Source organism: Kribbella sp. NPDC055110, assembly GCF_053607525.1.
In genome coordinates this window covers 100,098-119,257 of the sequence record NZ_JBSGTS010000020.1, presented here as the reverse complement: position 1 = coordinate 119,257, position 19,160 = coordinate 100,098, and the positions used below count along the sequence as shown (strand labels likewise).

The window sequence follows — 19,160 nt, the reverse complement described above, 5'->3', positions numbered from 1 at the left end:
GAATTCATCCCTCATCTTGTTCCGCAAGCAGCCGCAGGATCAGCTCCGCGCGCCGTACCCGCTCCCGTCCGAGAGCTTCCGCAGTACCGATCAGATGCGCCCCGACCGGGTAGATGTTCGGGGCGTTCCGCAGGCCCATCTTGAGATACACCGGCGCCGCCACACGGACGACCTCCGGTACGTCGTAGAAGCGGACGTGGCCGCCCTGGTCGTCGGGGACCTCGATGTACATGTCGATCGGCACCGTCGTCACCGATCGGATCTCCGCGAGAACCGGCACCGGTAGGTCGGTCGACACGTTCAGGCTGGTCGCGCCGAGGCGCTCGTACAGCCGGGCAGTCGGTGCGTTAGGCAACGGCATCAACACCGAGGTCTTCAGCACCAGATCCGCCGGCAACTCGCCCTCGATCTTCAACTGACCAAGGATCTCGAGTACGCCGATGTCGCCGACCAGCAGGCTCCGTACGCCGAGTTCGACCGCGCGGAACGCGTCGCACAACGACGCCGCCACCTGATCGTTGCCCCGCGCAACACCACCGACCGCGGCCGACACCTTCGCCTGACCGCCGATGTCCCAGGAACCCCGCGGCCCGAGGAACAGGCAGACCTCGACGCCGGCGCCGGCACCCAGCGAGAGCATCTCCTCGATCTCGCCGTCGGTCAGCATCATCACGCCGCTGCCCTGCGACACCCGGTCGATCGTGACGCCGCGCTCCTTGGCCTCCTCCAGGACCGCGGTCAGCACCCGCGGGCCTTCGCAGGACGGGATCTCCACCTTGTACGGCGACCCGTCGGAAAACGTTTTCGTCGACGTCTCGCCCGGCCGGAAGCCGCGATCGGCGAGCAGCGCACGTGCTTCGCGAAGGTTCATGTCTCGCTCCAAGGTCCGAGTCGCCCGGCCGACGCCAGGTCCCGCGCCGTACCGGTGATCTCCAGGTCGAATCGTTCGGCCGCCTCGGCCAGCAGGGCCGGTGTCACCATCAGCTCGTTCGGCGACAGCGTGTCCTGGATCCGGGCCAGCCGGAGCTCGGACCAGTGCCGTCGTCCGCACATCGTCACGGCCGCGAGTACGGCGGCCTCGTCGTCCTCCATCACCATCGGCAACCGCGAACGGCGCGCGCCGCCGGCGCCGGAGGTGAGCGCGTTCACGTAGCTCGCCTGCAGGTCGATCTGCTCCAGCAGCCGGGCCGGGATCACGTCCGCGAGGCCGAGGCCGGAGGCGTTTCCGTGCGAGGCCGGAGACAGCGAGTGCACGCTGATCGCGGCGATCGACGGCGACTCGAACTCGGGGATCCCGTGCACCCAGCACCGGCCGATCACGTTGGTGTCCATCCCGGCGCCGGACTTGTCCTTGCCCAGCTCGTCGACCACCAGTACGTCGAGCTGGTCGAACGGAAGCCGTCCGAGGAGGCCGGAAGCCCTTTGCAGTAAGGCGTTCTCGGCTGCTTCGGCGATCCCGTCGGCTTGGAGCAGCTCGACCGCGGCGGTCTGCTCACGGGCGTTCTCCAGGATCGCGAGTCCGCCGAGGATCTTGCCTTGTGCAACCACCATCCGGGCGGCGGCCTCGATGTTGGCGCCGAGCGACGGGATGCCGCCGGCGTGCAGGGAGGCGGCGCCGAGGTGGTTGCCGAGTCCGATCGCGAGGATCTTGGCGATCCCGCTCTCGATCGGGCCGCGGAAATCGGTGTGCGGTTTGACGCGGTTCACCAGCAGTACGCCGTCCGCCTTGGCGGCGATCGCGTCGTGGTGTACTTCGGTACCGTCGGGCAGGGTGCCGACGACCACGGTCTCCATCGTGGCTTCGATGGGGCAGCCAACGGTTTCCGGGGTGATTCCGAGGCCTTCGAGCATCTCCCGCTGGCCGTCCGCGGTCGCGCCGCCGTGCGAGCCCATCGCGGGGATCACGAACGGCACAGCGCCGGCGTCCCGGAGCCAGTCCACGGCCGCTTTCACCACGGGCACCAGATCGTGAATGCCCCGACTGCCCGCGGTCACCGCAATGCGGGCATCCGGCACGATCCGTCCCCGAAGCGGCTCGAGCGCCGCCCGCGCGTCGGCGTACGGGTCGGCCGAGGTCGGCAGATCCGAAAGAATCCGCCGGATCGGCGTCACCTGCGGAAGAGTCCCGGTCGGGCGCAGACCTCGGATCCCTTCGAAGGGACCCCAACCCCGCCTCGCTTCGCTCGGCGGGTGAGAAGAGGACGGGTGGGACGAGGAGGGAGGGGATGACGTAGACATCAGTGGCTCTGGCGGCCGACGGTGGGGCCGGTTCGGCCTACGAGGAAGTCGAGGTCGCAGCCCTGGTTGGCCTGGGTTACGTGGTCGACGTACAGGCGGGCCCACCCGCGGTCCGTCGGCGGCACAGGCGGCTGCCAGTCAGCTCGTCGCTTCTCCAGCTCCTCATCCGATACGTCGAGATGCAACCGCCGAGCCGGTACGTCGAGCTCGATCCAGTCGCCCGTCCGTACCAGCGCCAACGGCCCACCCACAGCGGCCTCCGGCGTGACGTGCAGTACGACGGTGCCGTACGCCGTACCGCTCATCCGCGCGTCCGAAATGCGCACCATGTCGTCGACGCCGATCTCCGCGAGCTTGCGCGGAATCGTCATGTTTCCGACCTCGGGCATCCCGGGATACCCGCGCGGCCCCGCGTTCTGCAGGACCAGCACGGTGTCCTCGTCGACGTCGAGCTCCGGGTCCTCGACTGCCTTGTCGTACTCCTCGATACTGCTGAACACCAGCGCCTTGCCACGATGCCGCGACAGCCGCTCCGACGCCGCGGACTGCTTGATCACCGCACCGTCCGGCGCGAGATTCCCCTTCAGTACGGCGGTTCCCGCGCCACTGCCCAGCGGATCGCCGACCGGCCGAATCACGGCGTACGTCGGACTTCCTGGAGCGCCACCGGGGTACGTCGCCTCGATCCGCTCCGCGTTCGCGACGTTCTCGCCGATCGTCTTGCCGGTGACCGTGATCGCGTCGGTCTTGAGCAGCGGGAGGATCTCCTTCAGTACCGCGGGCAGGCCGCCGGCGTAGTAGAAGTCCTCCATCAGGTACTTGCCCGACGGCTGCAGGTCGACCAGCCACGGGACGCCGCGCGCCCACTCGTCGATGTCGTCCAGTGTCACGTCGACGCCGACCCGGCCGGCGATCGCGAGCAGGTGGATGACGAAGTTCGTCGAACCGCCGATCGCCGCGTTCGCCCGGACCGCGTTCGCGAAGGCGTCGCGGGTCAGGATGTCGCTGATCTTCAGGTCTTCCTTGACCATCTCGACGATCCGCTGCCCGGACTTCTGCGCGATCACGTACCGGCGGGAGTCGACCGCCGGGATCGCCGCGGACCCGGTCAACTGCAGGCCGAGCGCCTCCGCCATACAGGCCATCGTGGACGCCGTGCCCATCGTCATGCAGTGGCCGTTGCTGCGCGACTGGCCGGCCTCGGCCGCCGCGAAGTCCTCGGCCGACATCCGGCCGGCGTTGAGGTCCTGCGTGAACCGCCAGACCGCCGTACCGGAGCCGATGTCGCAGCCGCGGAATTTACCGTTCAACATCGGACCGCCGGTGACGACGACGGTCGGCAGGTCGACGCTGGCGGCGCCCATGATCGAACCGGGAGTGGTCTTGTCACAGCCGGTCAGCAGTACGACGCCGTCGAGCGGATTGCCGCGCAGCGACTCCTCCACGTCCATGCTGAGCAGGTTCCGGAACAGCATCGCGGTCGGCCGCAGCAGCGTCTCGCCGAGCGACATGACCGGAAACTCCAGCGGAAACCCGCCGGCCTGCCAGACGCCGCGCTTCACCGAGTCGGCGAGCCGGCGCAGGTGCGCGTTGCACGGGGTGAGCTCGGACCAGGTGTTGCAGATCCCGATCACCGGGCGCCCGTCGAACGCCTCCTCGGAGAAGCCCTGCGACTTCATCCAGGACCGGTGGATGAACCCGTTCCGGCCCTTCTCCCCGAACCAGTGGTCGAAGCTCCGCAACCCGATCGGCTCGTCCGGCTCGTCGACAGCGCGCTCGTCCGTCGGTGGCTGATCAGTCATCGCGACACCTCACCTGTGGTCACGGTTCCGTTGACCCGGCGGCTGATCCCGGCCGGGTTCGAGTCCTTCAGTACGTCGGGCAGCACCGCATCCGGAGCGTCCTGGTACACGACCGGACGCTGGAACCGCCGCGCCGCAGTCACACCGACGCTGGTGTGGATCGAGCCGACCGTCGACGGGAACGGCCCGCCGTGGTGCTGGGCCCACGACACCGCGACGCCGGTCGGCCAGCCGTTCCACAGCACACGACCCGCGCGAGCGGTCAGCAGCGGGAGCAGGTCGCGCGCGAGCTCGGCGTCCGTGTCCTCCGCATGCAGCGTTGCGGTCAGGTTGCCGTCAAAAGCCTCGACGGCTGCGCGCAGGTCATCGAGCGAGGAGTACTCGACAACGATCGAGACCGGGCCGAAGCACTCCTCGAGGATCTCGTCACGCCGGGCGAGCAGCTCGGTCACCGTGGTCTGGAGGAGGGTCGCGCCACCGGAGGCCCAGACGCGTACGCCATTGACCTTCTCCAGGCGGTCGAGACCGGACCTGAAGCCGTCCTTGATGCGGTCGTTCAGCATCGGCGCCTCGGCGACACCACCGGCCGCTTCGGACAGTTGCTCCTGTAGGCCGTGGCCGGACGGCAGGAAGAGCAGTCCGGGCTTGGTGCAGAACTGCCCGACGCCGAGGGTGAACGAACCGACGTACCCGCTCGCGATGTCCTTGCCGCGGGCATCGATCGCTGCTTGGGTGACGAAGACCGGGTTGAGGCTGCCGAGCTCGCCGTAGAAGGGGATCGGCTCCGGGCGCGTGGCCGCGATCTCGTGCAGTGCCTTGCCGGCCGGGACCGAACCGGTGAAGCCGGCGGCGGTGATCCGCGGGTCCTTGAGCGCCGTCACGCCGACGTCGAAGCCTGCGATCAGGCCGAACGTCCCGTCCGGCGCACCGGCTGCCTTCAGGGCCTCGATCATCACCTCGGAGGTCCGGGCGGACAGCTCCGGGTGGCCAGGGTGGGCCTTGACGATCACCGGGCAGCCGGCCGCGAGCGCGGACGCGGTGTCGCCGCCGCAAACGCTGAACGCGAACGGGAAGTTGCTGGCGGCAAACACCAGGACCGGGCCGAGGGGCACGAGGACGCGGCGGAGGTCGGGACGCGGGACGGGCTTGGCCTGCGGGTCCAGGGTGTCGATGGTGACTTCCAGGAGCGAACCCTCTTCGAGCGCGTCCGCGAACATCCGCAATTGGCCGGTGCTGCGGGCGACCTCGCCGGCCAGACGCGCCTGAGGAAGCGAGCTCTCGCGCATCGCGATCGGCACCAGTTCACCGGAGGCCGCATCCAGCGCGTCGGCGACGGCGCGAATCCACCCCGCCCGAACGGAAGGCTCGGACGAGCCGAAGGCCGGTGCAGCCGCAGCAGCCGCGGCAAGTGCGTGCTCCAGCTCGGCCGGGGTGGTGTCGGCGACCGGCGCGGTGCCGACGGCGGTCGGGTTGTTGGAGCCCGCGGTCATCGGAGTCCCTCCAGGTTGTCGGTTGCCAGGAACGCGAACGGTTTCCGGCCGGTGGCTACGGTGTTCGTCAGGGTGCCGACCTCGTCGATGGTGATCGTGATGACGTCGCCCTCGGCCAGGGCGAAGCCCAGCTCCGGGACGATGCCGGTGCCGGTCGCGAGGATCACGCCGTCGGGGAAGTCGTTCGGCAGGAACAGTACGTCGATCAGGTCCTGGAGCTCGCGCACCAGCTTCTCGGTGGACGTCGTACCGCTGAACGCGTCATCGCCGCCGCGGCGGATCACCAGGCTGATACCCAGCTTCTTGGGGTCCGCGACCTCCCACACCGGCCGGATCCCGGACGCCAGCGCACAACCGCCCGCGAACAGCTTCGCCTGCGGCACGTACAGCGGGTTGACGCCTTCGATCGACCGCGAGCTCATGTCGTTGCAGACCGTGAACCCGACGATCTCGCCGTGACTGTTGGCGACGACCGCCAGCTCCGGCTCGGGTACGTCGTGACCGGAGTCGGACCGGATCCCGACCGGCTCGCCGTCGACGACCACCCGCCAGGCCGGCGCCTTCTGGAACAGCTCGGGCCGGTCGGCGGTGTAGACCTTGTCGTAGACCGACTGCTCGGTGCTCTCCTCCATCCGGGCGCCACGCGAGCGCTCGTACGTCACGCCCGCGCACCACACCTCGCCGCGTCCGTCGAGCGGCGGCAGGAACGTCAACCCTCCGGCGGGCAACGCCTCACCGGCCTTGTCGACCTCCGCCCGCAGCTCCTCGAGGGACAGCCGGAGCAGTTCGGCGAAACTGTTCACCCCCGGCATCGGAGCCACGCTGTCCCCGGTGCGCACACCTGGGATCGGGCGGCCGTCGACCGGCGACAGATAGCGGACCAAGTGCATGGACAGACCTCTCACATTGACGTACCGAGCAGACCACGAGTGATCTGGAAACCGACGTTGCCGGAGGCAACCGCCTTGGGGACGAGCCGGCGTCCGGCGACCGCGGCGACGAGGTCCAGCCCGATCCGAGCCTGCTCGGACGCGTCACCGGTAGCCACCGCGTCCAGGTCGTCGCCGTACGTCGCGACCGTCTCCGGGTCGTTGCTGAACTCGACGACCGGGACGAACCGCTGCGCCGACAAGGTGCCGCCCGCGACGTGCGCGAGGATCTGCTGGACGCCCGTCGCACCGAACCCGGTCGCGGTCTCCATCCAGTCCGTGCCCGGCATCCGCATCACATGCCACCCCGGCTCCGCGAACCGCTGCCCGTGCGCGATCGTCGGCCCCACCGGGTCCGCCGATCCGAAGGCCGCAGTACGGAATCCGTCGTGAGCCAGCAATGCGCCACGCGACGACAGTACGACGGAACCGCCGGAGCCGACGATCTCGCGGCCGATCAGCGCGAGCGCCTCGGCGGTCTCGTCCGAGAACGCGCCGCGCGCCTCCAGCCCGATCGTCAGTGCGCCGAGATCACCCGACTGCGCGACCGGAGCCGGCAGGTCGAAGCTGCCGAACCAGTCCCGGACCTTGCCGCCGACCGCGTCGAGACCGCCGTCCGCCTGGATACTGGCCCACCCGAAACGGGCCGGATCCGCGCCGGCCTCGACCAAGCGGGACCGGAAGTAGTCGTTGTGAGTCTTCTCGCAGCCGTGCTCGAGGAGCAGGGCCATCCGCGTGTTCGGGTGCAGGAGGTAGCCGAGCATGATCCGTGCGAAGGTCTCCTCGGACGCGCCGCCGCTGCTGCCACAGCCCTCGGTGTGCGGGAGCGCGACCATCCGGGTGACGGCGTCGCCGGCCCACTTCTCCAGCTCTGCCTGGGCTGCGATCCGCAGGGCGATCTGACCGGAGCAGAGACTGGTCGGCAGGATCAAACCAACTGCTTCAGGCACCAACCGGTCGTCGGCCTGCAACAAGCCCGTGGGTGTCCGGCTCCCGGAAGTCAGGCCGCGGTGCGGGAGCCCTTCTAGCGGGGCGTCGCGATCCTCGACCGGCAGGTCGGCGAGCTTGCGGCTCATCCGGCCGTCGGTGGTGATCGAGATGCCCTCACGGGGGCCGGTCTGCTTCCAGTTCCGCCAGATCGACACTTGGCTGTGCCCGGCGCGCTCTCCCGCGCTCTTCTCACCGGACGCGACGCGGACGACGAGATCGAACGTTTCCGCGGTCAGGTCCGCCATCGACATACCCGTCAGGTACTTTCCGGCGTCGACATCCATCTCGGCGTGCAACCGCTGGTACCGCGCAGTCGTGGTGACGAACTTCAGTGTCGGAACGAACGGAAAGTTCGTGATCGAGCCGTTTCCGGTGGTGAAGAAGATCAGGTTGCAGCCGCTGCCGATCTGGCCGGCCACCGACTCGAGGTCGTTGCCGGGACTGTCCATGAAGATATAGCCGTCGCCCGGCAGTGGTTCGCCGTAGTCGATCACGTGGTCGAGGCGGACCTCCCGCGGCAGCTTGCGGGCGGCGCCGATCGACTTCAGCACGATGTTGTAGAGCCCGCGGTACACGTTCCCGCCGGACGGGTTGCCCTCGGCCGTGTGCCCGTGCCAGCCGACGCGTTCCTTGAACGACTTGATCGTGGCCAGAAAACGTTTCGCGGTGGCCAGGTCGCGGACGTTCGTCAGCACGTACGGCTCGGCGCCGATCAGTTCGTCGGTCTCCGCGAGGACTGCCGTACCGCCGTGCCGGATGACCTCAGCGCTGACCTGACCGGCGAGCGGGTTCGCGGAAATTCCGGAAAACGCGTCAGAACCACCGCACTGCAGGGCGATCTTGAGGTCCGCGAGCGGGACCTCCTCGCGCTGCTGCGCGTCGACGACCGGCAGCCACGGCTCGATCAGCGCACCGGCGGCCGTCAGGTCGTGCTCGAAACCTCCGCTGCGGGTGAAGTACGCGTGCGGCACCTTGATCGACGGGTAGCCGTTCTCGGCCAGGAAGTTCTTGATCGCCTCACCGGAGACGACATCGCCCTCGGTGTCGACGATCAGGACGGCGCCGACGTTCGGGTTCAGCGTGAAGCCGCCGAGCGTGGCGAGCAGGAAATGCAGGTTGTTCGGGACCTCGTCCTCGCCGCCTTCGGTGTGCGCCACCGGTACGACGCCGTCGCCCGCGGCCGCACCGTCGAAGCGCCGGGCCAACTCGGTGACGAACCCGCTGCTGCGTGAACTGGTCGCCAGCAGTACGACGTGATTTCGCGTGCCGGCCGGGCCCTGCTCACGGGGATAGCCGAGGAACGTACCGGGCTGCTCGACGCTCGTCACCTGGGCACCGAAGTTCAGCGCCGACTCGTCCAGCTCGAACGGGTCGAGCGGTTCGTTGGTCGCACTCGGCTCCTCGGGCAGGCCCTCCACGCCGCGGGCAGTGACCGCTGCGAGGCTCGTCGGCGTACAGACGTAGTCGCCCGGGACCAGGTCGCGGGAGGCGCGCGCGAACGCGGTGTTCCACGAGGTCAGCGCGTCGCCGGTCGCGACCGGTGCGACCACGAAGCGGTGCCCTTCGAGCACGGTGTGCGGCAGCGTGATCGCCGTACCGTCGAGCTCGACCTCCGTGCCCGCCTCCAGCAGCCGGGAGGCGATCGCGACGTTGTCGCCGGGCTCGGGCAGGACGCCGATCTCTTCGAACCTCATCATTGCGCCTTCCGATAGCTTGCCCATGGTCTACTCTACGCAGAATCGTGCATGATGCACGATTACCAGTGTTACCCTGCCGAAACCTATGGGGTGGGGTCAAGACCGCGACCAGAATCCGGAGACACCTGATGAGCGAGCCAGTGGCACCGGTGGACCGGCGGCTGCTCCGGCGGCAGATGCTCGCCGACGACGTCTACGAGACCATCAAGACGATGCTGATGGACCACGTCATCCGGCCCGGGGCGCGGATCTCGATCGACGGACTCGCGCGGGAGTTCCAGGTGTCGTCGACGCCGGTGCGCGAGGCGCTGGCCCGGCTGGAGTCGGAAGGGCTCGCGGTCAAGGAGCCGCTGAAGGGTTACCGCGCGACTCCGCTGCTTTCCCTCGAGGAGTTCGACGATCTCTACCGATTCCGGCTCCTGCTCGAGCCCTGGGCGGCCCGGCGGGCGGCCGAACTGATCTCCGCCGAGGGTGCGGAACAGTTGCGCGCCGAGCTGGCGAACGCGGTCGAGCCGACGTCGAGCGACTACGCCGGGTACAAGTCGCTGACCGTGCACGACAACCGGTTCCATTCGCTGATCGCGTCGCTGTCCGGGAGCGAGCAGGTTCGATCGGCTTTCGAGCGGACCCACTGCCACCTGCACATCTTCCGGTTGCACTACGACCGCGACATCGGCCCCGAGGTCCTCACCGAACACCGCACGCTCGTCGAGGCGATCACCTCCGGCGACCCCGCCGCCGCCGAGGCCGCGATGACCCAGCACATCGAGAACTCGATGACCCTGCGGTTGCGCCACATCTACGAATGACCCGCCGCCCCTTCCCGCTGACAGTCCCACCGGAACTCACGGCGTACATCCTCGACTTCCACTGGGACCTCGAACGGCTGCACGCCCTCGACCTACCGACAGTCGAGCTACCGGTCGCCGACCTGACCCATCATCTCGACCTACCGTTCTGGGCGTACGACGGACCTTTCCAAGTCACGCCCCGCCAGGTCGCCGCGGACCCCGTCACGTACCGCGCGCAGCACGAACGCACCTTCGCCGCCGACCTATGCCACCCCATCGACGTCGTCCACCGGCCCGATGACCGCATCACCATCCTGGACGGCATCCACCGCCTGCTCCGAGCAGACCTCGAACACCACAGGACCATCACCGCCCGAGTTCTCCCGTGGTCCGAGCTGGACCACATCGCCGTACCGTCCTGAGATGGTCTAAGGACAGGAGGTAGTCGCTCGAATCGGGTCGGGCGCGGCCGGGGACAGGCTCAGCATCCCAACGGCGAGGGGACTACCTCCTGTCGTTACGTCACGCGGGGGCGTCGCCGTGGTCGGGGATTTCCAGCTGTACGCCGCCTTGGAGGGCGGACTGGTGGGCGTAGATGCCGGGGAGGGTGTAGCGGGCCGAGACCCAGGCGTTGATCGGGGGAAGGGTCTTGTCGGCGACTGCGCGGACGAAGTCGTCGGCGAGGAAGTGGTGGGAGCCCTCGTGGCCGTTGTGCAGGCCGGCGAACTCCTCCGGCAGGCGGGAGCGGTCGTGGACCGGGGACAGCCCGGAGCGGAACGCGTCCCGCAGCGCCGGGTCGACGTTCGCGAGGTCTGCGTCGTCCGCGGAACCGCTCGGCTTCGTCTCCATCAGCTGGCTGATGTCCTCGACGCCTTCCTTGTTCTGCCACAGGGTCGTGGTGGCGAGCTGCTCGAAGCTGCCCTCGGTGCCGAACACCCGCAGCCGCGACTCGCGGATGTGCGACGGGTACCCGACGCGGCGCATCTCGTTCGTCCGCATGATGCCGCCGTCGGCGAGCTTGAACAGCGCGGTCGCGTTCGAGAAGTCGTTGTCGAACTGGCTGACGTCCTTGTCGAAGACGCCGTCGCCGCGGTCGTCCTTGACGCCGATCGCCGACACGTGGGTGGCGTGCTGACCGGTCACCGAGAGCACGTTTCCGACGGCATGCGTCGGGTAGAGCAGCGGCGGGAACGACGCGGTCTTCTTCCAGTCGTCGCCACCGGAGTACTGGTACGCCGCATAGAACCCGAGGTCCATGTCGTGCACGTAATCGCCCTCGGAGTAGAACACCCGCCCGAACGCGCCGTCGGCGAGCTTCTGCCGGCAGTACACCGACGACGGGTAGTAGAAGCTGGTCTCACCCATCATGTAGGTGAGGCCGGTCTCCTTGACCAGTTCGATGATGCGCGCGATCTGGTCAGCCTCGATCGCCATCGGCACCGTCGAGTACACGTGCTTGCCGGCCTCGAGCGCCTTGATCGCCATCTCGCCGTGCAGCCAGCGCTGTGTGAAGATCGCGACCGCGTCCACGTCCGACTCGAGCATCTCCTCGAACGACGCATGCGTGACCTTGATGCCCTGCTTGGCGGCCATCTCGTCCGTCCGCTCGGGGATGACGTCGGTCAGCCGCACGTCGGACACGTCCGGGTGCGCGGACCACAGCCGCAAGAACGAAGGGGCGAACTGTCCGGCCCCGGCCACACCGATGCTGATTCCCATGCGGAAGAGCCAATCACACATTTATGTTCCATGGAAGAACATATTCAGACGTTGGAACGTGTGACTCCAACCACGCCCCAGCTCACTTTGAGGGGGTTATGAGGTGGGGGTTGTCCGTGGTGATGCCGTCTACGGCGAGGGCGGTGGCGTGGGCGAGGGTTTCGGGGTCGGGGACTGGCCAGGCGGTGGCTTTCAGGCCGGCGGCGTGGAGGTTGGCGACGGCCTCGGCGGTGAGGCCGGCGATTCCGCAGAGTGCCCACGTGGCGCCGGCGGCGCGGGTACGGGCGATGACGTCGGGGATGTCCGGCGTACGGCCGAAGATGTGGCCGGTCGTCACCTCGGGGAACGCCTCCCGGACGGCGAGCAGGATCTCCGGGTGGAACGACGTCACCAGGGTCCGCGCGGCCAGGGCAGGGTCCGACTTCAGGGACTGGGCCAGCAGCGGTACGGCGGCCTCGGCCTTGACCTCCGCCTGGAACCGTACGTCGATCGCCGCGACCGTCTCGGCCCACGTCGGGACCTGCTCACCGAGACCGGCATCCAGCGCCCACAGCTCCGCGAGCGTCAGGTCCGCGACCGCGCCCGATCCTGACGTAGTGCGGTCGACGGTGGCGTCGTGCATGATCACGAGCTCGCCGTCCGCGCTGACGCGCAGGTCGAGCTCGATCTCGTCGCAGCCGTCCGCCACCGCGCGCCGGAACGAGCGCAGCGTGTTCTCCGGTTCGGCCCCGAGCGCGCCCCGGTGGCCGGTGACGATCACAGCACCTTCTCCTCGTAGATCTGCGGCCAGTCCAACCTTGAGCGCGCACCAATCATTTCGCAGCCCCGGAAACGGTTGATGGGGGCTCAAAGTCCTACTACGCGGAGACGAGCCCCACAGGGTCCTTTCCGGTGAGGAAGGCGGCGACGGCCTGTGCTGCGATCGAGCCGGCTCGGTGGGCGGTCTGCCGGGTGGCGCCGGCGAGGTGTGGTGTCATCACGATGTTCGGTGCGGTCAGTAGCCGCGATCCCGCAGGCACCGGCTCGGACGGAAACACGTCGAACGCCGCCGCGCCCAACTGCCCCGACTCCAACGCGTCCACGGTCGCGTCGTAGTCGAGCAAACCACCGCGCGCGGTGTTCACCAGTACGGCGCCGCGCGGCATCGCATCGATCTGCTTGGCGCCGATCATGCCGCGGGTCTGATCGGTCAGCCGCGCATGCAGACTGATCACGTCGGACTGCGGCAGCAGCTCGTCGAGCTCGACCAGTTCGATGCCCTCGGGTGCTTGTTCGACGTACGGATCGGCGACCAGGACGCGGGCGCCGAACGCCAGCATCACGCGCGCGACCCGCTGCCCGATCGCGCCGTACCCGACCAGGCCTACGGTCGACCCGTCGAGCTCGCCGCCGCACTCGTCGTACGCGTAGAGATCGGAGCGCCATTCGCCCTGTTCCAGCGTCCGCTGCAAGCGTGGAAGGTTGCGCAGGGCACCCATCATCAGGGCGACCGCGTGCTCGGCGGCCGCGACCGCGTTCCGCCCGGGCGTCGAGGCCACGGCGATCCCCCGATCGGCCGCCGCGGCCACGTTCACGTTCACCGGACCGCCACGGCACACGACCAGGAAGCGCAGGTCGGGCGCGGCGTCCAGCACCCGCTCGGTGAACGGCCCCATCTGCGTCACCGCGAGCTCGACCCCGGCCAGCGCCTCGATCAGCTGGTCCTCCGCGTCACTCGCCTCGTCCACCTCGGCAACCCGCCCGTACGGCGTCAGCGGCCAGGGCAACGTCACCTCACGGAACTCGAACGCGACGTCCGGAATCGTGCTCAAAGCAGCGGCCAGCAGATCGTTCCGCACGAAATGGTCACCGGCGAGCAACGTCTTAACGGTTCTCATCGATTGAGTCGCGGCGCGAGCCTGTCGTTTGCTCTCGGAGCAACCGCGACTGCCTCCCCTCGGGATTGTCGGTGCAAAGTGTTTGGATCGGTGTGTGTCCCGGTTCCGGCTGTATCCGACTCCCGCGCTGCAGACTGCGTTGCTGGAGCAGTGCAGGTATGCGCGGCACGTGTGGAACCTTGCCCTTGAGCAATGGTCGATGTGGACTCGGGACAAGGGCCCGACGCCCGGATACGTCGAACAGGCTCGGCAGCTCACCGAGGCACGTGCCGCGTTCGCGTGGCTCAAAGCCGGCTCGCAGACTGTGCAACAGCAAGCCCTTCGAGACTTCGACCAGGCTGTGACAAGCTTCTACGCTGGCACTCGTCGACGACCGACCTGGCGCAAGGCCGGTCGGCACGAGGGATTCCGCATCGTCGGTGGTCAGGCGTCTCGAGTCGTCCAGCTCAACCGCAAGTGGGCCAGAGTGAACATACCGAAGGTCGGTTGGGTTCGATTCCGCCTCTCCCGCGCCGTACCTGATGCCAAGTCCTACCGCGTGACTCGTGACCGGGCGGGTCGCTGGCATCTTGCCTTCGCCACCGTCCCACCTCCGATCCCGGCGCCAGGCACGGGCGACGTCGGCGGCGTGGACCGCGGCGTCGCTGTGTCGGCGGCCTTGTCCACCGGCGAGCTCTTGACCTGCCCTCGGCCGCCCGAGACCGAAGAGGCGCGCCTCAGACACCTGCAGCGCCGCCTCGCCCGATCCTGCCGCGGCTCGAACAGGTGGCGACGGGTCAAGGCTGCGATCGCGAAGATGCATGCCCGTGCGCGTGACCGGCGCAAGGACTGGGTGGAGAAGACCAGCACCGATCTTGCCCGCCGGTTCGACGTCATCCGTGTCGAGAACCTGCGCATCGCTCAGATGATCAGACGCCCGAAGCCGAAGCCCGATCCCGAACGACCCGGTCTGTTCTTGCCGAATCGCCGCAGAGCGAAGGCTGGGCTGCACCGTGGCATTCTGGCCAGCGCCTGGGGTTCCCTGGTGCGTCGAATGGAGGACAAGGCGGCCGGACGACTCGAGAAGGTCAACCCAGCACACACGTCGCAGACTTGCAGCATCTGCGGGCATTGCGCTCCGGAGAACCGTGAGAGCCAAGCGGTGTTCCGGTGCGTGGCCTGCGGACACCAGGCACACGCAGACGTCAACGCAGCAATCAACATCGCGGCCGGACGGGCCGTCAGCGCACGCCAAGAGACGCCCGTACGGGTCTCGCCGAAGCGTGAACCTCAACTCGCTACCTCCGCGTAGTAGTTGGAATCCCCGTCCCAGGGCAGGGAGGACGTCAACGATCTCCTGTGAACGTAGGTGCTGGGTCGGACCAGCGTGGGCGGGCCGACTCGATGCGGCGCAGGTAGTGGGCGTAGCCCTCGGCGTAGAAGGCGGCGCGCGCCGGGTCCGGGTCGACCTGGCGGGTCTCCGCAATCCATTCGGATCCAGCGCTTTCCGGGTCGATCGCGCGCCGCGCGCAGATCACCGCACCCCGCGCCGCGACCTGCTCCGCTTCGGCGGTGTGCAACGGCGCGTTCAGTACGTCGGCGAGGATCTGGGTCCACTCGCTGCTCCGAGCGCCACCGCCGCACACGGTGACTCGACCGGTCCAGCCGGCTGCGTCGAGGCAGTGGCGGGCGGCGTACGCGATGCCTTCGCAGGTCGCCCGGACCAGATCGGCCGTCGTCGTGGACAGCGAGATGCCGTCGATCGTGCCGCGCGCGCGGGTGTCGACGAACGGGGCACGTTCACCCGCCTCCGACAGATAGGGCAGGAGCGTGACGCCGGACGCGCCGGGCGGGCTGTCCGCGAGCAGCGACGGCAGCTGATCGGTGGTGACACCAACGAGCGCGAGTACGCGGTCGAGGGCCGCCGTACCGACCATTGCGGGCATCGCGCGGAGCCAGACTCCCGGCGTCCACGTACCGAGGAACAGGCCGGCCGGCTCGCCGTCGACGGGCAGCTCTCGCGTGATGACCTGGCAGGCCAACGTGGTGCCGACCGTCAGCAAGGCGTCGCCGGGCTCCGTGACACCAGCTCCCGCCGCCGCGGCCGGAAGGTCGTACGGGCCGGCGGAAACGCGCGTTCCGGGCGCCATTCCGGTCGAGTCGTCACGCAGCTCACCGACCGGTCCGGCAGCGGCGACCGGTGCAAGCAGGTGACTGACATCGGACAGGCCCGTGGCCGCCAGCGCCTCGTCGTCATACCTGCCGGTCCTCGGGTCGAGGAACGGCGCCGACGCGTCCGACACGTCCGTCGCGCGGACACCCGTGAGCGCCTGCATCACGACGTCCTTGCAGTACGCCGCCGTACCGGCCCGCTCGATCACGTCGGGTTCTTCCGCGAGTACGGCGGACAGCAGCGGGCCGGATGCTCCGGGGAACATGCGATTTCCGGAACGCCGGAACACGTGTTCCGCGACCCCGTCCGCGGTCCACCGGTCGAGGATCGAGCTACTGCGCGCGTCCAGCCACGAGATCGCCGGGCGCACCGCCGTACCGTCCGGGTCGACCAGCCACAGGCCATCGCCCTGGGCGGTGATCGCGAGGACATCGGGACGGGTTCCGACGGCGGCCGCCAGTTCACCGACCACCTCGTTGACCGAGGCAACGATCTCGGCCGTCTCGTGCTCGAACCGCCCCGGACCGGGACGTACCAAGCGCGTCGGCCGCGCCGCCTCGGCAACCGGACGGCCGTCCGCGTCGAACGCGACGGCCTTCGTGACGGTGGTGCCTACATCAACGCCGATGTCCACGCACAACCCCCTCCTAGAGTTTGGCGACCTCCACAGTCGCGCCGTGGTCGCGCAGCGGTTCGATCAGGTCCTTCGGGGTCTTCTCGTCGACGATCACGACGTCGAAGTCGGTCAGCGGAGCGAGCCGGTGCAGGGCGGTGCGCTGCAGCTTGGCGTGATCGACCAGCAGCACCTTGGTCCGCGCCGAGCGCAGCATGGCCCGCTTGACCAGGACGATCTCCTCCTCCTGGTGGAACGCGTGCGTCGACGACACCGCGGACACCGAGCAGAACAAGAGGTCGGCGTGCAGCGCCTCGACCGCCTCTGCGCACGGAAGGCCCCCGAACGAGTCGTGGGTCGCCGAGTAGATCCCGCCGAGCGCCAGCAGCGTGACGTCTCGCAACTGCGCCAGCTTGGTGATCGCGGGCAGGAAGTTGGTTGCCACGGTCAACGGAGCGATGTCCTCGAACAGGTCGACCAAGGCCAGCGCGCTGGTCGAGTCGTCGAGCATCACCGACATCCCCGGCTCGATCATCGCCCGCGCGTGCCGGGCGATCGCGGCCTTCTCCGCGTGTGCGGTGTTCAGCCGGTACGCGACGTTGCTCTCGAACACGCTGGTCGGCTGCGCACTGACCCCGCCGCGGTACTTCCGCACCACGCCTTGCCGCTCGAGCTCGTCCAGGTCGCGGTGCACCGTCATCACGCTCACGCCGAACGCCTGGACCAGGTCGTTCGCCGACACCGAGCCGTGTTTCACGACGTACGCCGCGATCTCGGCCTGCCGGCGCGCGGGACGACTCAGTTCGGTGGCGTCGCCGTCGACATCGGTTGTCATGTCAGGGTCTCCAAAGGCAGAGGAGGAACGTTGTACGCCTCGAGACCCACTGTGCCGTCCTGCCAGCGCAAACGCACCAGCGCCGCGGGACCGAGTGCAGGTAGCAGTCTGCGGTAGTCGTTCAGTCGCAGTCCGAGCACCCTGCACACAAGCAGCCGGATGAGCGTGTTGTGCGCGACCACGAGAACCTTCTGGCCCTGATGCCGCCGCCCGATCTCGTCGAAGACCTCGCGCGCCCGATCGGCCGCCGCGACCGGGTCCTCGCCGCCCGGAAAGTGGTCCCGCACCGGGTCGAGCTCGAACGCCTTACCCACCGCCGGCGGCAGCTCGCTCAGCATCTTGCCCTCGGCCGACCCGAAGTCGACCTCGCGTAACCGGGCGTCCAGCGTGGGCGTCAGCCCGAGCAGTTCCGCGGTCGGCGTGATCGTCTGCCGCGCACGCAGCATCGGCGATGCCCACAGGGCGTCCGGCGCATAGTCCGCGGCCCAGTCCTTCAGTTGCTGCGCCTGCCGTACGCCGACCTCGTCGATCGGGAGGTCCGTGGAACCCGTGTACCGGTTGCCGTGGTGCCATTCGGTCCGCCCGTGCCGGGCCAGCACGATCGTCGTTCTCATCCCCGGTACCCCCGGCGGTCGAGTTCGGCGACAAACTCGCCGTACAGATCGTCAAGGCGTTCGCCGCGCGGCTCGAGGACGTGATCCACGCGGACCATCCGTCGCGCCGTCCCGGTGAGATCCGTCCCGCCGGACGCGGCCAGAACCGCCATCCCGTACGCCGGATCCGGGACGGCGGGAAGCTCTACCGGTACGCCGAGGACGTCGGCGCGAAGCTGATTCCAGTACCCGGCCCGGGTGGCGCCGCCGGTGAGCGAGACCGAGCGGACCGGGTCGGCACCGAGCGTCTCCAGGTGCTCGAACGCGAGTCGCTCGATGAACGCGACGCCTTGCAGCACAGCGGCGTACGTCTGCAGATCATCGGAGATCGTGCCGAGCGTGAACCGTTCGGCCTGCGGTGCGACGAAGGGGAATCGCTCGCCGGTTTTGGTGAGGGGGTAGGTGACTGCATCGATCGGGTGCGCGGCGCGATCCAAAGCGTCGAGGTCGGCGCCGGGAAGCAGTTCGGTGAGTACGCCGGCGCCGGTGCTGGACGCGCCGCCGGGCAGCCAGCCGCCGTCGGGGTGACGGTGGCTGTAGACAGCGCCGGTGGGGTCGGTCAGCAGCTCGGTGCTGACGCCTTTGAGGACGAGGGTCGTGCCGAGGACCGAGTTCCACGCGCCGGGAGCGAGGGCGCCGGCGGCGATCTGGGCCGCGCAGCCGTCGGTCATCCCGGCGTAGACGGGCACACCCATCGGCGTGCGACCGAGCTCGGTGCCGGGGCGGACGACCTCGGGGAACGCGGCGAGCGGGAGTCCGAGCTTGTCGAACGCTGCGGCCGGCCAGCCGTCGGCGATCAGGTCGTAGCCGGACTTGAGGGCGTGGCTGGTGTCGGTCGCGACCGGGTGACCGACGAGATGCGCCGCGACGAAGTCGGCGCTGTGGACGACGCGACGGTCGGTGAGGTCGAGCTCGAGGATCTTCGGGAGCGCCCAGGTGGGTTGCATGCTGGTCGCCCAGCGATCCGGGTCGGCGTCCACGATCTGGTCGCGACGGGCGGCCGCGCGCGCGTCGTCGTACATCAGGGCCGGTGTGACGGGGCGGCCGGCGCGGTCGGTGAGCAGGAAGGTGCCGGACGTGGAGCAGATCGCGATGCCGTCGATATCGGTCGCCCCGACCTCCGCGAGGACCGCGTCGACGGCGATCAGCCAGGCCTGGGGGTCCTGCTCGTGGCGGACGCCGTCACGGTGGCTGGCGAGCGGACGCGTTGCACGGGACAGAACGTGACCCTTGGCATCGGCCAGGACGGCACGCACACTTTGCGTGCCGAGGTCGAGCCCGATCCAGCCCACCACGAGCCTCCCAGATGAGTGTTATCTACGTTGATAACATAACACCAGAAGACGGTAAGAACGCGCCAGCCCTTGGCCGAAG

16 protein-coding genes are annotated in these 19,160 nt (G+C 68.8%); 3 read left to right on the top strand and 13 right to left on the bottom strand.

Features of this window, described 5'->3' with window-relative positions; translation table 11 throughout:
- Positions 1 to 4: 4 nt before the first annotated feature.
- The 6 genes from ACWF0M_RS27435 to ACWF0M_RS27410 all read right to left on the bottom strand — a co-directional run bounded on the left by ACWF0M_RS27435 (position 5) and on the right by ACWF0M_RS27410 (position 9,146).
- Entirely contained in the window at positions 5 to 871 is an 867-nt protein-coding gene (locus tag ACWF0M_RS27435) for a U32 family peptidase (RefSeq protein ID WP_452238589.1), read from the bottom strand.
- Positions 868 to 2,112, bottom strand: coding sequence for a DUF2088 domain-containing protein (locus ACWF0M_RS27430; RefSeq protein WP_452238588.1), 1,245 nt, complete (start codon positions 2,110 to 2,112; stop codon positions 868 to 870). The genes ACWF0M_RS27435 and ACWF0M_RS27430 overlap by 4 nt, the downstream gene beginning before the upstream one ends.
- A 125-nt stretch (positions 2,113 to 2,237) precedes the next feature.
- Positions 2,238 to 4,040: an IlvD/Edd family dehydratase gene (locus ACWF0M_RS27425; protein ID WP_452238587.1), complete on the bottom strand. Its 1,803-nt coding sequence runs from the start codon at positions 4,038 to 4,040 to the stop codon at positions 2,238 to 2,240.
- Positions 4,037 to 5,530: an aldehyde dehydrogenase (NADP(+)) gene (locus tag ACWF0M_RS27420; protein WP_452238586.1), complete on the bottom strand. Its 1,494-nt coding sequence runs from the start codon at positions 5,528 to 5,530 to the stop codon at positions 4,037 to 4,039. Before ACWF0M_RS27420 ends, ACWF0M_RS27425 begins: the two co-directional genes overlap by 4 nt.
- Positions 5,527 to 6,420, bottom strand: a complete 894-nt coding sequence (locus tag ACWF0M_RS27415; RefSeq protein ID WP_452238585.1) for a fumarylacetoacetate hydrolase family protein — start codon at positions 6,418 to 6,420, stop codon at positions 5,527 to 5,529. The genes ACWF0M_RS27420 and ACWF0M_RS27415 overlap by 4 nt, the downstream gene beginning before the upstream one ends.
- Before the next feature lie 11 nt (positions 6,421 to 6,431).
- Positions 6,432 to 9,146 (bottom strand): UxaA family hydrolase, encoded by a 2,715-nt coding sequence (locus ACWF0M_RS27410; RefSeq protein ID WP_452238584.1) that lies wholly within the window; start codon positions 9,144 to 9,146, stop codon positions 6,432 to 6,434.
- Between the two features lie 128 nt (positions 9,147 to 9,274).
- Here ACWF0M_RS27410 and ACWF0M_RS27405 point away from each other — a divergent pair, with 128 nt between their 5' ends.
- The gene (locus ACWF0M_RS27405; RefSeq protein WP_452238583.1) at positions 9,275 to 9,955 is read left to right on the top strand and encodes a GntR family transcriptional regulator; all 681 of its coding nucleotides are present in this window, start codon (positions 9,275 to 9,277) and stop codon (positions 9,953 to 9,955) included.
- A complete protein-coding gene (locus ACWF0M_RS27400) occupies positions 9,952 to 10,359 on the top strand; it encodes a hypothetical protein (protein ID WP_452238582.1) in 408 nt (135 codons plus the stop codon). The genes ACWF0M_RS27405 and ACWF0M_RS27400 overlap by 4 nt, the downstream gene beginning before the upstream one ends.
- A gap of 100 nt (positions 10,360 to 10,459) precedes the next feature.
- Here the strand turns inward: ACWF0M_RS27400 and ACWF0M_RS27395 are convergent, their stop codons facing one another.
- The 3 genes from ACWF0M_RS27395 to ACWF0M_RS27385 form a co-directional block, all read right to left on the bottom strand.
- Positions 10,460 to 11,656 (bottom strand): Gfo/Idh/MocA family protein, encoded by a 1,197-nt coding sequence (locus ACWF0M_RS27395; RefSeq protein WP_452238581.1) that lies wholly within the window; start codon positions 11,654 to 11,656, stop codon positions 10,460 to 10,462.
- Between the two features lie 82 nt (positions 11,657 to 11,738).
- Positions 11,739 to 12,416, bottom strand: a complete 678-nt coding sequence (locus tag ACWF0M_RS27390) for a glycerophosphodiester phosphodiesterase (RefSeq protein WP_452238580.1) — start codon at positions 12,414 to 12,416, stop codon at positions 11,739 to 11,741.
- Between the two features lie 97 nt (positions 12,417 to 12,513).
- On the bottom strand, positions 12,514 to 13,533 hold the full coding sequence (locus ACWF0M_RS27385; RefSeq protein ID WP_452238579.1) for a 2-hydroxyacid dehydrogenase: 1,020 nt from the start codon (positions 13,531 to 13,533) through the stop codon (positions 12,514 to 12,516).
- Positions 13,534 to 13,627: 94 nt separating this feature from the next.
- Here ACWF0M_RS27385 and ACWF0M_RS27380 point away from each other — a divergent pair, with 94 nt between their 5' ends.
- Positions 13,628 to 14,824 carry an RNA-guided endonuclease InsQ/TnpB family protein gene (locus tag ACWF0M_RS27380; RefSeq protein ID WP_452238578.1) on the top strand — a complete coding sequence of 399 codons (1,197 nt, stop codon included), beginning with the start codon at positions 13,628 to 13,630 and terminating at the stop codon, positions 14,822 to 14,824.
- A gap of 34 nt (positions 14,825 to 14,858) precedes the next feature.
- Here ACWF0M_RS27380 and ACWF0M_RS27375 read toward each other — a convergent pair whose 3' ends face one another.
- The 4 genes from ACWF0M_RS27375 to ACWF0M_RS27360 are packed head-to-tail and all read right to left on the bottom strand — an operon-like array spanning position 14,859 to position 19,078.
- Positions 14,859 to 16,319: an FGGY family carbohydrate kinase gene (locus tag ACWF0M_RS27375; protein ID WP_452238577.1), complete on the bottom strand. Its 1,461-nt coding sequence runs from the start codon at positions 16,317 to 16,319 to the stop codon at positions 14,859 to 14,861.
- 13 nt (positions 16,320 to 16,332) lie between these two features.
- Positions 16,333 to 17,133, bottom strand: coding sequence for a DeoR/GlpR family DNA-binding transcription regulator (locus tag ACWF0M_RS27370; RefSeq protein ID WP_452238576.1), 801 nt, complete (start codon positions 17,131 to 17,133; stop codon positions 16,333 to 16,335).
- On the bottom strand, positions 17,130 to 17,747 hold the full coding sequence (locus ACWF0M_RS27365) for a histidine phosphatase family protein (RefSeq protein ID WP_452238575.1): 618 nt from the start codon (positions 17,745 to 17,747) through the stop codon (positions 17,130 to 17,132). Before ACWF0M_RS27365 ends, ACWF0M_RS27370 begins: the two co-directional genes overlap by 4 nt.
- The gene (locus ACWF0M_RS27360; protein ID WP_452238574.1) at positions 17,744 to 19,078 is read right to left on the bottom strand and encodes an FGGY-family carbohydrate kinase; all 1,335 of its coding nucleotides are present in this window, start codon (positions 19,076 to 19,078) and stop codon (positions 17,744 to 17,746) included. Before ACWF0M_RS27360 ends, ACWF0M_RS27365 begins: the two co-directional genes overlap by 4 nt.
- Between the last annotated feature and the right edge of the window lie 82 nt (positions 19,079 to 19,160).